This is a genomic window from Psychrobacter sp. AOP30-A2-5 (assembly GCF_052378115.1).
Taxonomy (GTDB): Bacteria; Pseudomonadota; Gammaproteobacteria; order Pseudomonadales; family Moraxellaceae; genus Psychrobacter.
The window spans coordinates 1-12782 of sequence record NZ_JBQSXK010000016.1 but is presented as its reverse complement, the minus strand read 5'-3'; the positions used below and the strand labels follow the sequence as shown (position 1 = coordinate 12782).

Here is a 12782-nt window from a genome sequence, read left to right as displayed (position 1 = left end):
ACAGTTTATAAAACACGAAAGCCCCAACGCAATGTTGGGGCTTTTTATTTGGCTAGGTGATGGCTTTATAAAATCCGTTACGAAACATCAAATCTGCCTTGTACCGTCTGCCATACTCGCGCGCTCACCTCATCGGCTGTGCCTGATGCGTCAATGCGCTGTATCCGTTCGGGGTGCTGAGTCGCCAGCGTGTTAAAGCCTTTATGCACCCAAGTAAAAAATTCGGTCGCTTGCTGCTCAAATCTATCAGCGGCGCTACGTTTATTAGCGCGTGTCATACCTTCTAATACGGGCAAATCCAGCCACAATGTCAGTTCAGGTAGTTGCGGCACAAACTGCTCGATAAGCGATTCAATTTTGGCTCGTACCACCGCATCGCCATGTGCCCGCCCAAAGCCCTGATAAGCAATGGTAGAATCGGTAAAACGGTCGCATATTACCCACGTCCCGCGTTGTAACGCTGGCAGAATCACTTGCTGCATATGGTCGCAGCGCGCCGCAAATAGTAGCAATAGCTCTGTATCATCATTGATGTCGGTCGCAGGGTCCAATAATATAGCGCGCAAACGTTCTGCAAACGGGCTACCACCCGGCTCACGAGTACGCAGATATGCAATATTGTTATCGTCTAAGCGTGTGCACAGCTGCTCAATGGCAGTCGTTTTGCCTACGCCTTCAGTACCTTCAAAACTGATAAAGCGCCCTTGATTGAGTGCGATATCATTGATGTCATTGCTTGTTTTGGGCTGACTTGCTTGCGACTGGACTGTTTGAGATACGTGGTCTTGTATAGATGCTGACATGATATGACCTTATGTCATTGATGAGCGTTATGTCGTTATGTCGTTATGTAGACAGTTGCATAACGCTCAGTTCACGATAGGTTTTTAAGAAAAGATAGAGGATTAAATTACTGCGGCGGGGTTTGTGATTTTTTCTCACGCATGACGCCGAGATATTCTTTTACCGCTTGATTGTGCGCCGCCAAGCTATTAGTAAATTTGTGCCCGCCATTACCCGTCGCTACAAAGTACAATGCATCACTATCTGCTGGGTGCAAGGTCGCTTCGATAGAGGCGGACGATGGTAGCGCGATAGGTGTTGGCGGTAGGCCATCAATTTGATAGGTGTTATAAGACGTTTTTTCATCAATGTCTTTACGGCGAATGTTGCCTTCATAGCGACTGCCCATACCATAGATGATGGTCGGATCGGTCTGCATTCGCATGCCTTTATCTAAACGATTTCTAAACACCGCAGAGACCAAAGGACGCTCTTCTGCCACACTGGTTTCTTTTTCGATAATAGAGGCCATCACTAACGCCTCATAAGGCGTCTTATAAGGCAAATTGGGCGCACGATTTTCCCACGCTTCAGTCAATACTTGCTGTTGACGCTTATATAAATCGGTCAGTACCTGCTTATCAGTGCTGCCTTCCCCATAATAATAAGTATCAGGGGCAAACCAGCCTTCAAGATTGTGATTGACGATAGGGTCGTTACTATTGATCACTTCATTTGGCAATATACCGACCAAATCCAACGCTTGAGCAATACCAGCATTGTCTCTATCATTGCCACTATCGTCGGTCAGCACCTCTTTTTTGATGCCTTTATTATCCCGTAACGTCTGATATAAATCTTTAGAGGTTTTGCCTTCGATGATTTGCACTTTTACCATCGATGCTTTTACCCCTTGCCCAAGTATATGTAGCGTTTCAGCAAAGGTAGGGTTTTCTGGTAATTGATAAATACCAGCATGTAAGGGGCCATCGACTTGTGTTTTCATATAGAGCTTGGCAATCGTGGCAGAAAACAGCGGGATTTGCTGTTGCCACTGCGGCAGTAGGCCGTAATAGCTCTGACCCTGCTCAATGGTGACCATTTGCTTTGGCTGCTCAATCCGCCCAAACAATGTCTGATAGACCATCACTAAGAAAAACGCAGCGATAAGCCCCAGTACTAGCAACACTTGATAACCACGCTGCATAAAGAACGATTGATTATCCGCTTTATATTCGCGTGGCTTAGCCGCTCCACTGATGAGTGACACATCTGTCGCTGGCGTTTCCTCTACCCCATCGACTGCTGGTTGCGTGTCCGGTAGTGTGGTATCGACACGCTCCTCAACACTGCTATCTGGTTTATTCGATGGCGTTTCATTAGGGCGTTCAGGAGGCGTTTCAGATGTAGGCTTGCTCATGGCAACTCGCGAGGCAGAAGTTTGCTAGAATTTAGCACTGAACCGTGCGATTTTCAATGGTATTTGCTTAGCTTATGAATTATCTTGGTATTTACGCCTGCTGATATGGGCTAATATTTCTACCTTCTTTTGGTATTTTTCCTTTTCTCTAATAACGAAAACTGGTTATGAACCTACATTTTAATCAAAACCTTGCCAAAAATTACAAGTCGCCTAGTCAAATCATTAGAGTACTCAGTGAAGATTGGGTTGCTAAGCAAAGTTACTGCCCTAATTGCGATGCTGAACCATTGGCGGAATTTACTAACAATAAGCCTGTCGCTGACTTTTATTGTGCAAATTGTAATGAGCAATATGAGCTAAAAAGTAAGCAAGCAAAGTTAAGCAACATTATCAATGATGGTGCTTATGACACCATCATTGAGCGTATCAATAGCGACAATAATCCAAGCTTTTTCTTTTTGACCTATTCTCAAGAATATAGCGTTAACAACTTCCTGATTATTCCTAAGCATTTTTTTAAGCCTGATATGATTATCAAACGTAAGCCTTTATCAGTCACTGCTAAACGTGCCGGTTGGGTTGGTTGCAATATTGATTTGCGACAAGTGCCCGAATCAGGGAAAGTATTTTTGGTTAAAAACCAGCAAGTCATACCACGCGATAATGTCACCGAGCAATTTCAAAAAACCTTGTTTTTACGCGCGCAATCTACGACTTCACGTGGTTGGACGTTAGATGTTTGGCAATGTATCGATAGACTAGAAGACAGCTTTTCTCTCAATCAAGTTTATGCTTTTGCTGATAAATTACAGCGTAAACATCCTGAAAATAATCACATTAAAGATAAAATTCGTCAGCAATTACAAGTATTACGCGATAGAGGTATTATTGAATTTACTGGTCGTGGGCAATATCAAAAACTATATTAAGTTTGATTATCATCCCAAAGTGGCAAATAGGCGCTTGCCACCAATCTTTGATAAAACTTGTGCGGAGGATAATCCATCTCCAACTCATCATTTACTTTAAAAAAGGTGTCCATATTATCCCTAATACATTTAGAAGACTTATTTCTTACGTGCTTATTCCAGCCTATTAATAATCCTAGTGGCGTACGAGAAGCCTTGGTAAAAGCTTGACTTTCTACTGTGAGCGCACACATGACAGGTTCATCATGAGGTATTTTATCCACGCCTTGTTCTATGACTTCTTGGCGTATATGCGCATACTTAAATACCCCACCAAATGCTGTATACTTTTTATCTTTCTTAGAATAAACAATATTGAATGCTATCTTCGAATAACCGGCTAAGTGAACGACTTCATCAGGATATTTTTTTGCTTTATGACATATCTCATTAAATAGCATTAATCGGCGGATTTGTAGCGGAATTCGTTTTTCTTCATAGGTAGTACGCATTTTTATCTCCTGCTAAATAATCTTTAATCAGATACGATTGATTTCTACGTATTTTAAATTATATTAAACGTTTCTCATTGAATCGCTCAGGCCTTGGTTTTCCCTCATTATCACGGTACACGTCTGCAATTAAATCCTCTCTATCGTCCCATAAAGGTAAACGTGCCGTTGCAACTAAACGGCCATGAAACTTATGCGGTGGATACTCTCCATCAATTTCATCATTGATTTTAAAAAAGTGCTCTTCTCGATAATCGACGTAAGCATGCATTCTATTTTTAACATAGTTATTCCAATACCAGACTAGCTGTATAGCTGTGCGCGCGGGCTGAGTAAACTGTTTTAAGTTGACTGTCAGCGCACGTTTTACTGGTTCGTCGTTAGGGAAAACTCTAATACGTTGCTCGATAACTTCTTCTTTTGTTTCTGCGTACTCAAACACACCGCCAAACGCAATAAACTTTTTAAAGTCTTTCAAATACATAACACCGAGCGATAATTCAGTGAATCTTGATAAATGAATAATTTCATCAGGTTGTTTTTTTGCTAATTTGCAAATCTCATCAAAAATTAATAGTCGACGGATTTGTAAAGGTATTCGTTCATCTTCGTAGACGTAGTCCATGGATATCTCTCCTTATCAAAACACTATCATTGATCGATTTTCCTTATCGCACAAGGCTTTGTCACAAAAGACGATCACTTCTTTTTAAGCGCCTTTGTTAACTTAGCGGATATGAATGCTAAAGAAATTTTAATAAGGGTATATTGGAAATAGTGATGATAAAAATAGATAAGAAATTGAAGATAGTTTTTCAGATAGAAATTGTTGAAACGCTAAGTAACATCGTAGAAGTTAACGCAGAGAACGAGCAAGAAGCACTATCAAAAGTGCGAGATATGTATCGAAACGAGGAAGTTATTTTGTACGCAGATGACTTTATTGATACCAAGTTTAATATTTTTAAATACGATTAGAATCGCTTAAAATCTCACCACTTCACCAGATAATAAAGTCAAACGGCTCATTGGCATAATGCCTCGCAGTGCATTGCAAAAGAATAGCTTGCTTAAATGCGGTAGATCTTCCTCTTGCAAAGACCTGACAATGACGGGCTGCTCCGTACCAGACAAAGCATCAATAATGACTTGCCGCATCACGCCAGCGACGCCAGATTTCGCCATCGAAGGTGTATACCATTGACCTTGATCTAAATAATTCGGATCATTTTTATTGATTTCTAAATGGCTTGCGGGTTTTGAGGATTGCTGCTCTGATAATTGATAAAATACATTGCTCATCGTACCTTCAACCCAACGACCACTCATATCTTGTAGCAGCCCCTCACTGATGCTTGGTTTGATATTGTCTTCCGATACTTGGGCTTTGATGACTTGTAACTCACCACTTGCCAGCACATTGTCGAGACGATTGAGGCTTTTGAGTCCTGCTAATGGTGGCGGTAAGCAGGCAAGTTGCGAAGATAGGCAAATGGCAGAACTGATAGGCTGCATCGGGATTAAGCACCCATCAGGCAAGCGTAATTGCTCAGTTGTAGTAACGGTCATCGCAGAGGATTTTAGCCAAATCTCACAAGCGCTACCAGACGTGGTTGGCACATAGCCATAACCACGGACATCTTGCACGGCGCGAGTCACCATCAGTTTCAGCATGCCTTGTTGTAGTTGCTCGGCATGCGTCTGCAATAAAGCCATGACAGAATGACTGTCTAATTCAAGTTGTAAAGCTTCAGCATGGGAAACAAGGCGCTGCTGATGATAAGCCAACCACAGTATCTGCCCATCGATGACCCCCATCGTGGTAAAAAATCCATCGCCATATGCCAACCCACGATTGTCTAGCGATACTGTGTCTGAGATATCCGTCGTAGCACTTGATGGATGTATGCATAGCCAATTATTGAGCGGCATGATAGCGAGCACAGCTTACTTCTTATCTGTTTGGGCAGCAGATTTATTGATGACCAACATACAACTGTAGAACTCACATTTTGCCAGTTCTATTTTTTGACCACCGATGACTTTATTTTTGATAATTTGACCATTAAGCATATCAGAAATCAGTTGTCCGCCCTCCTCACCCATCAGTTGGCGGGCAAGCTTATGCGCTTTTTCGGCATGGTTTTGACTTATCTCTTTTTCTTTATCAGAGTCAGTAGGATTGGCAAAGTACCAGCCCAGTTCGAGATATTTTTCAGAATCAATCAGATCCAAATACGGCGCATCGGTATCCATAAAACGATATTTGGCGGCTGGATTACTGGCATAGTCGAGGCTGTTCTCGTCAGTGCTCATGACCTTACCAAAAGTCGCTTTGATCTCATCTAAATTATCGACGGTCAGTGACGCTACATTTTTAGTGCCCCATCCTGCAACGTCATATTTCACTTGTGTACCTTGCTGAGCAGTAGCGCCGTCTAAATCGGCGTTCGGCGTAGCATTGTCCTGTACTAGCGCATCGTCAGCGACGGTTTGCTCGCTCATATCGGCATCTTGGTTTTGGGCGTCGTCTTTACTGCTATCACAACCACTGAGCGACACACCGACTGCCATTATCGTACCGACCAAGAGGGTCTGTAGGCTATTATTCCACATGGGCAATTTACTCACACTTTTAGATGATTCTCAAAATAGTATTAACGAGCAGGCAGATAGGCCGCTGATAATGGACATTATATTTTATAAACAAGGGTTCTTATACTTGGTATTGTATGACTCAGTTTGTTATGTTAGTTTCTTATGGCTTAATTTTTGACAGTTCAGTTACTGATGGTTATGCAACTGCCAAAATATCAATATAAAATTTTCATACTCTCTAGTTTACCCAACTGCTTAACACTTGACCACCCTTTACGTTACGGATAACGCTCTCAGACAGTACAGATTTGTTAAAGATATAATCTGTCAAAAAACCTACCTATTCAAGTGTTTACTCGTTAGACCACCGATTTGTCAAATATCGCGTTATCCCTTATGATGATTGTATATCGATGCCCTTCTACTGATTAATTTTTGCCTCTTATCGCAAGCAGACCTATTATGACCCAGCATTTTATCGTTATCGGCAATCCCATTGCCCACAGCAAATCCCCTGAAATTCATACGTTATTTGCAGCGCAGACGGGCATTGAGATTAGCTATCAACGCCAATATTGCCCCGATGATGTAGCCAGTTTTACCGCGGTGCTTGAGGCGTTTTTTCAGGGTGGTGGCGTTGGAGCCAACGTGACTGTACCTTTTAAACAAATCGCTTATGACTGCTGCGTGGCGCGCGGTGGTTTATCAGAGCATGCCGAAGTTGCAGGCGCAGTCAATACGCTGTTACTAAATAAAGCGCTGGTGAAAAATGGCGTGCCGATCACCAAGGCATTGTATGGCGATAATACCGACGGACAAGGACTGGTCAATCACATCGTAAGTTTGGGTTGGCCATTGAATGGTGCTCGCGTGGCACTCATTGGTGCAGGCGGCGCAGCACGTGGGGTGATATTGCCATTGATTGAAGCTGGTATCACACATCTTACGATTGCCAATCGCACGCTGAGCAAGGCAACAGCGTTAGTCACTGAGCTTAGCGCGGCAAGCGCTGCTATTCATGAGCAGCAAATTGAAACTTGTCGCACGACTGAATTAAATGGACAGTTTGATATTATCATCAATGCGACTTCTATTGGTTTATCAGCAGATACGCTACCACTAAGCGACACGCTAAACGGTGACTACGCTTATGACATGATGTATGGACGCCCGCTGCCGTTTTTGCAGCATTTTTCTGCGCGTGGCGCACAGACCTCGGACGGCTATGGCATGCTCATCGGGCAAGCAGCGCTAAGTTTTGAGCGTTGGACAGGTCATACGATCGATGTTGTGCAAGCGACTGAAACGCTACACAGTCGTTAATCGAAAATTGACATAAAAAAAGTCGCATGAACTCAGCTCATGCGACTTTTTTTAATACTTGATTTCAAACGTACTGGTGGTTTGACATTCATCAATTAGCCAAAGCGCGCCAGTAGCCAGTTTTCGATACGCCGTAGCGGTATGCGTAAGTTGGTTGAATGCATCACTAGTCCGCCGCTCAAACCCACCAAGCAGCCAATCACGGTATCAAAAAGGCGCGTGCGAATCACTTCTTGATAGGCGGACTCAGAAAACGGTAGGCCACTGCCGTATTCTGCAATAAATATCGTCAGCGGCGTGATAAATATGACTGCCAAACCATAATGTCGATCCACCAACGTCTCGATACAAAGCATCATCGTCAGTATCGCCAGTGCGACACCCCATATTGACAATCCCCAAGACAACATCCAACTCGCCAAAACCACGCCCAATACTGTACCAAGTAAACGATGTATTTGCTTAATCCACATGGTACGCAAATGAATACCTTGGATAATCAAAAAGCAGCTAACTGCTGCCCAATAGGGGTTGGACAGCTGTAAAGTGACGGCGATGAGCAAGGCTAAACTGACAAAACTGGCGACAATCAAACTTTCAGTAATGGTATCTGGCTCGTAGCTATAAGTAGGCGTCGGCGTCGCTGGGCGCGTTGCTAATAAAAACAACGAATACAGCAATGCCATCACTAAAGCAAAGCCACTGCCAAGCATCACCAGTCCAGTTGCACGTAAGATGTCTTCCAAAGGCAGCGGTATAAATAGCGCAATAGCACCTGCCATCATCACAAACAGTCCCGCTGGCGGTGGCTGACGATAATAACGTCCAAAAATCACAATACCAAACGCCATTAGCGTAAATATTGGCAGCTTTAATAGCGGGACTTGCTGAGCAATTAGATCGAGCGCAAAGCACAGCGACATGGCAAAACCCCAAGCCATCACCGTCACCAATCGATACGGCAGCTTGCCCACTAAAGGTATGTTCAAAATAACCATCGCCCCCAAAGACGCTTTGATACCTGACGATAAAGCATCAAAATAAGCGCCCACAAACACAGGGAAACTGATGGCTATCGCCGCGATAATCGGCATATGCCACGGTCTCTTACTACGGTTCACTGTCAGCAGATGCGCCAGCTCCCCATCAATTAAAGCCTTTATGCGAGCAAATAACGCTGTCAGCCAAGATGCTCGCGTTGCCTCGCGCTTGGATGCGCTCATAATTGGCTTTCCTTATATCGTAAATGCAGTTAAAAAATGTTTTCCTGATACGGTTACATCTATCATAAATAGGTACTTAACCACAGACACTAATAAAAACCGAACCCATCAACCCATAAATTAATGTTTTGATTTAAAATATTAATTATGAATATTAGTTATTAGTTATATATTTGTCGCTATAGAAGATTTATACTGACAGTAACGCCGCGACAGCTGTTTTTTATCAAGGATGCCTTAACGGCAATCAAAATGGATGAGCTGTTTTTGATAAATCTGAATGACGAGCCGTGATATCGTCTATTCTTACCCCAAATAATTAAACACCCTTTTACATGAAACGTGGCTCAACTACTGAGCTAGCCATTTATGATAGCGAATAACTAAAGAGAGCGACTATGTTAACTTACAAAGCACCTTTACGTGATATCAAGTTTTTAATAAATGATGTTTTCGACTTTCAAACTCATTATAAAGATTTGGATAATGGCGAAAATGCCGATCCTGAAACCGTTGATATGATTCTTCAAGGGATGGCAGATTTTGCTGAAAATGTCTTAGCGCCTTTATACCAGCCAGCAGATGCTGAAGGTTGTCATTTTGAGAATGGTGTTGTCACAACCCCTAAAGGCTTTAAAGAAGCTTATGATCAATTTGTAGAAGGCGGCTGGCAAGGTATTTCTTACCCTGAAGAGTACGGCGGTATGAATTTACCGACCTCATTGAACTTAATTAAAGCTGAAATGATCGGTACGGCGAACTGGCCATGGGCAATGTATCCTGGTCTATCAACTGGCTGTATCAATACCATTATGCAATATGGTACCGATGAGCAAAAAGAAACCTACCTGCATAAATTGGTCGAAGGCTCTTGGGCTGGTACCATGTGCTTGACTGAACCACAATGTGGTACGGATTTGGGTCAAGTTAAGTCTAAAGCCATTCCACAAGATGACGGCTCTTATAAGCTTAGCGGTACTAAGATTTTCATCTCAAGTGGTGAGCATGATTTAACGGAAAACATCGTTCATATTGTTTTAGCTCGTTTGCCAAATGCACCAGAAGGCACACGCGGTATCTCATTATTTATCGTACCGAAATTCTTGCCAACTATTGAAGGTGAAATTGGCGAGCGTAATGGCGTGACTTGTGGATCGATCGAACACAAAATGGGCATTAGCTCATCGGCTACTTGTGTCCTAAACTTTGATGATGCCGTTGGTTACTTAATTGGTGAGCCGAACAAAGGTCTAAAAGCCATGTTCACTTTTATGAACACAGCCCGTATTGGCACTGGTATCCAAGGTTTGGCGCATACTGAATTGTCATTCCAAAACGCGCTGCCGTATGCAAAAGATCGCCGTTCTATGCGCACCTTATCAGGCACGAAAGAGCCTGAAAAAGTTGCTGATGCCATCATCAACCATGCTGACGTACGTCGTATGCTATTGACCCAAAAAGCCTTTGCCGAAGGCGGTCGCTCGATGATTTATCATTCTGCGCGCTATGCCGATAAAATGGCACAGGGTATCATCAATGGTGATGATGAAGAGTTTGAAAAATGGGATGACAAATTGGGTTTCTACACACCAATCCTAAAAGGCTTCTTAACTGAGCTAGGTATCGAAGCGGCTAAACACGGTCAGCAAGTCTATGGCGGTCACGGCTATATCAAAGAATGGGGCATGGAGCTAATCGCTCGTGATGCTCGTATCGCCACCATGTACGAAGGTACAACTGGTATTCAAGCATTGGATTTACTCGGTCGTAAAGTGATCTTGCAGTCTAAAGGCAAAATCATCCGTGATTACACTTCAAGCATCATGAAATGGTGTGGCGAGTATGCGCTTGATAAAGACATGCGTAAATTCGTTTGGGCGCTCACCAAGCTATGTGCTGAGTGGAATACATTGACTGTCCGCTTGATGCTAATGGCGCGTAAAGATCGTGAAATCATCTCTGCTGCATCAGACGATTTCTTGATGTACTCAGGCTATGTCATGATGGGTTATCATTGGGCGCGTATGGCAGCAGTCGCTTATGACAAGCTTGAAACTGGTGGTACTGAATCCCCAGAATTCTACAAAGCTAAGATCCAAACGGCTGAATTCTACTTTGATAAGTTGTTACCACGTACCTCGGGGCATGCCGAAGCCATGGTTGCACCAAGCGACAGCATGACAGCAATGAAGATTGAGAACTTTGCTTTTCTAGACTAAGTTTTTTAGACTAAGATAGCATCACAATTAAGCAGTAATTAATAAGAAAAGCGCCTAGCATGTAGGCGCTTTTTTATGCTTAACTAAAAGTACAGACGTTCTCATTAAAGCCTATCGATAATAAATGTACATCATAGATGACGGTTAACGAGTAACTCATTATAGATAAACGGCCATTTTAGGAGCCAATCATGTTATCCAGTGATCATCAAAAAACTTCCTTAGCCTCATCATTTATACGAGTGCTACTGCTCAGTACGGCACTGATTAGTTTTAGCGCAACTAGTGCTACGGAGCTGGCTAAAAACCCTGACATTCCTATTAAATTTGCCAAAGGCGCGATCAGTAGTTCGGTCACTGGCAAATTAAGCCCCAATGAAGATGAGCGCTGGTATCGCTTTGATGCCACCAGCTGGCAATATGCCGTTGTTAATATTGCACCACTTACTGATACGCCTGAGACAGCCAATGTCGGCGTATTACATATGCCAAACGGTACGCAAGATGGCAGCAAAGGCGGTATCGTGTATCAAGGCTGCCTACCCGCAACCGGAGAATATCGCTTACGTATTGCCCGAAATTTGATGGCGACTGAAGGTAAAACGGCTGGTTATAAGGTTGAGGTAATGATATTACCTACATATGCCAGTAAATCGCTATGTGAGTACTTATAGCGATTGATGAATCGTCGTTTCGGACGATATCAGCATTTTAGCTACCCAGCATTTTTTTATGATACACCGTGCTAATTTCTTCAACTTCCACACATATCTGTAAGGCTGCTCGCCCTGATTGCTCTGCGCCTATCGCCTGCTCTATCGTCGTCACCAGCAGCCCTGCTAGCTGATTACGAATAACCATGTCACGACCAGTCATTAGTTTTAGATGCGCATAAATAAAGCCATACGCCTGCTCATCATCTTCAACGCCTACCAAAAATGTCTCAATGGGCACGATCCGTGCTTTAATATCAGTCGGCGTGCCAAAGTGCCCACTGTCCCATAATGCTTTATTTAACGCTTTAAGCAATGATTCTTCATGAGCAATACTGACATTGGGCGTCATTTGAATGGTTAGATGTGGCATGAATATGTCCTTATAAAATATGAGTGAGGGGATAAAATATTAGCCATCGTTTCAGACTTGATTAAACAGCCCGTTAGCGGCAACGATTTTTAGTCATCAGTAACTTTTTAGTCATCAATAATAGTACTAAAGCAAGCAGCAAGGGTCTCAGCTAATTGTGCTGGTGGCAGCTCAATTTCTAAACCACGGCGACCACCGCTGACATAAATCGTTGTCTGCTCTGCAGCCGAGCTGTCTATAATAGTCGGCAAGCGCTTTTTTTGTCCCAATGGGCTGACGCCGCCTAGCACATAGCCCGTACTACGCTCTACCTGCTTAGGATCCGCCATTTGCACTTTTTTGCAGGTCAGCAATTTATTCGAAGATAGCGCCTTAGCCATTTTTTTAAAGTTTAACGTTTTATCCACGGGTAAGATAGCAACGGCAAGCGCACCAGTCTCTGTCGACACCACCAAGGTTTTGAACACTTGTGACACATCCACGCCTAGCTTTTCTGCCGCCTCTAAGCCAAAAGAGGCGGCATTACTGTCATGGACATAGTCGTGTAATTGATAGTTCAGAGCGCGTTGTTTGGCAAGATTAATCGCTGGTGTCATAATATTTCAGCTTATATCAATGATATTAAAAGGTAGATTTAAACATAATTACTCTATAGTGACTCTTGGTTGTCGCCGAACTATTATTGCGCTAAATACATTAACTTTCAA

14 protein-coding genes are annotated in these 12782 nt (G+C 43.1%); 5 read left to right on the top strand and 9 right to left on the bottom strand.

Going from position 1 to position 12782, the window contains the following annotated elements; all coding sequences use genetic code 11:
• Positions 1–77: 77 nt before the first annotated feature.
• Together tmk and mltG are read right to left on the bottom strand one after the other, a co-directional pair.
• Positions 78–803, bottom strand: coding sequence for a dTMP kinase (gene tmk, locus ACT3S4_RS11060; protein WP_087813847.1), 726 nt, complete (start codon positions 801–803; stop codon positions 78–80).
• A gap of 107 nt (positions 804–910) precedes the next feature.
• The gene (mltG, locus tag ACT3S4_RS11055) at positions 911–2203 is read right to left on the bottom strand and encodes an endolytic transglycosylase MltG (RefSeq protein ID WP_087813848.1); all 1293 of its coding nucleotides are present in this window, start codon (positions 2201–2203) and stop codon (positions 911–913) included.
• Between the two features lie 167 nt (positions 2204–2370).
• Between mltG and ACT3S4_RS11050 the strand changes: the two genes are divergently transcribed.
• A complete protein-coding gene (locus ACT3S4_RS11050) occupies positions 2371–3135 on the top strand; it encodes a DpnI domain-containing protein (RefSeq protein ID WP_444761060.1) in 765 nt (254 codons plus the stop codon).
• Here ACT3S4_RS11050 and ACT3S4_RS11045 read toward each other — a convergent pair.
• Positions 3132–3626: a hypothetical protein gene (locus ACT3S4_RS11045; protein WP_087813850.1), complete on the bottom strand. Its 495-nt coding sequence runs from the start codon at positions 3624–3626 to the stop codon at positions 3132–3134. The genes ACT3S4_RS11050 and ACT3S4_RS11045 overlap by 4 nt on opposite strands.
• Positions 3627–3684: 58 nt before the next feature.
• Positions 3685–4251, bottom strand: coding sequence for a hypothetical protein (locus ACT3S4_RS11040; protein ID WP_087813851.1), 567 nt, complete (start codon positions 4249–4251; stop codon positions 3685–3687).
• A gap of 155 nt (positions 4252–4406) precedes the next feature.
• On the opposite strand from ACT3S4_RS11040, the gene ACT3S4_RS11035 reads away from it, so the two are divergent.
• A complete protein-coding gene (locus ACT3S4_RS11035; protein ID WP_227685483.1) occupies positions 4407–4604 on the top strand; it encodes a DpnD/PcfM family protein in 198 nt (65 codons plus the stop codon).
• 6 nt (positions 4605–4610) lie between these two features.
• Here ACT3S4_RS11035 and ACT3S4_RS11030 read toward each other — a convergent pair whose 3' ends face one another.
• A complete protein-coding gene (locus ACT3S4_RS11030) occupies positions 4611–5570 on the bottom strand; it encodes an aminotransferase class IV (RefSeq protein ID WP_372814512.1) in 960 nt (319 codons plus the stop codon).
• A gap of 3 nt (positions 5571–5573) precedes the next feature.
• Positions 5574–6242, bottom strand: a complete 669-nt coding sequence (locus tag ACT3S4_RS11025; protein WP_444761059.1) for a hypothetical protein — start codon at positions 6240–6242, stop codon at positions 5574–5576.
• A 444-nt stretch (positions 6243–6686) separates the two neighbouring features.
• On the opposite strand from ACT3S4_RS11025, the gene aroE reads away from it, so the two are divergent.
• A complete protein-coding gene (aroE, locus tag ACT3S4_RS11020; RefSeq protein ID WP_198330903.1) occupies positions 6687–7547 on the top strand; it encodes a shikimate dehydrogenase in 861 nt (286 codons plus the stop codon).
• Between the two features lie 95 nt (positions 7548–7642).
• Here the strand turns inward: aroE and ACT3S4_RS11015 are convergent, their stop codons facing one another.
• Positions 7643–8770 (bottom strand): FUSC family protein, encoded by a 1128-nt coding sequence (locus tag ACT3S4_RS11015; RefSeq protein ID WP_444761058.1) that lies wholly within the window; start codon positions 8768–8770, stop codon positions 7643–7645.
• Positions 8771–9168: 398 nt separating this feature from the next.
• Between ACT3S4_RS11015 and ACT3S4_RS11010 the strand changes: the two genes are divergently transcribed.
• Positions 9169–10989: an acyl-CoA dehydrogenase C-terminal domain-containing protein gene (locus tag ACT3S4_RS11010; RefSeq protein WP_444761057.1), complete on the top strand. Its 1821-nt coding sequence runs from the start codon at positions 9169–9171 to the stop codon at positions 10987–10989.
• Positions 10990–11180: 191 nt separating this feature from the next.
• Positions 11181–11663: a hypothetical protein gene (locus ACT3S4_RS11005; protein WP_198330906.1), complete on the top strand. Its 483-nt coding sequence runs from the start codon at positions 11181–11183 to the stop codon at positions 11661–11663.
• A gap of 37 nt (positions 11664–11700) precedes the next feature.
• Here the strand turns inward: ACT3S4_RS11005 and ACT3S4_RS11000 are convergent, their stop codons facing one another.
• Positions 11701–12075, bottom strand: coding sequence for a 5-carboxymethyl-2-hydroxymuconate Delta-isomerase (locus tag ACT3S4_RS11000; RefSeq protein ID WP_198330907.1), 375 nt, complete (start codon positions 12073–12075; stop codon positions 11701–11703).
• Positions 12076–12182: 107 nt separating this feature from the next.
• The gene (gene ybaK, locus ACT3S4_RS10995) at positions 12183–12671 is read right to left on the bottom strand and encodes a Cys-tRNA(Pro) deacylase (RefSeq protein WP_055123626.1); all 489 of its coding nucleotides are present in this window, start codon (positions 12669–12671) and stop codon (positions 12183–12185) included.
• Positions 12672–12782: the final 111 nt, after the last annotated feature.

Excerpts from the sequence above, each read along its gene's own strand:
- ACT3S4_RS11050 (WP_444761060.1), top strand. The coding sequence starts at position 2,371 with ATGAACCTACATTTTAATCAAAACCTTGCCAAAAATTACAAGTCGCCT.
- tmk (WP_087813847.1), bottom strand. The coding sequence starts at position 803 with ATGTCAGCATCTATACAAGACCACGTATCTCAAACAGTCCAGTCGCAA.
- ACT3S4_RS11000 (WP_198330907.1), bottom strand. The coding sequence starts at position 12,075 with ATGCCACATCTAACCATTCAAATGACGCCCAATGTCAGTATTGCTCAT.
- ACT3S4_RS11015 (WP_444761058.1), bottom strand. The coding sequence starts at position 8,770 with ATGAGCGCATCCAAGCGCGAGGCAACGCGAGCATCTTGGCTGACAGCG.
- aroE (WP_198330903.1), top strand. The coding sequence starts at position 6,687 with ATGACCCAGCATTTTATCGTTATCGGCAATCCCATTGCCCACAGCAAA.
- ACT3S4_RS11045 (WP_087813850.1), bottom strand. The coding sequence starts at position 3,626 with ATGCGTACTACCTATGAAGAAAAACGAATTCCGCTACAAATCCGCCGA.
- ACT3S4_RS11040 (WP_087813851.1), bottom strand. The coding sequence starts at position 4,251 with ATGGACTACGTCTACGAAGATGAACGAATACCTTTACAAATCCGTCGA.
- ACT3S4_RS11010 (WP_444761057.1), top strand. The coding sequence starts at position 9,169 with ATGTTAACTTACAAAGCACCTTTACGTGATATCAAGTTTTTAATAAAT.
- mltG (WP_087813848.1), bottom strand. The coding sequence starts at position 2,203 with ATGAGCAAGCCTACATCTGAAACGCCTCCTGAACGCCCTAATGAAACG.
- ACT3S4_RS11005 (WP_198330906.1), top strand. The coding sequence starts at position 11,181 with ATGTTATCCAGTGATCATCAAAAAACTTCCTTAGCCTCATCATTTATA.
- ACT3S4_RS11035 (WP_227685483.1), top strand. The coding sequence starts at position 4,407 with ATGATAAAAATAGATAAGAAATTGAAGATAGTTTTTCAGATAGAAATT.
- ACT3S4_RS11025 (WP_444761059.1), bottom strand. The coding sequence starts at position 6,242 with ATGTGGAATAATAGCCTACAGACCCTCTTGGTCGGTACGATAATGGCA.
- ybaK (WP_055123626.1), bottom strand. The coding sequence starts at position 12,671 with ATGACACCAGCGATTAATCTTGCCAAACAACGCGCTCTGAACTATCAA.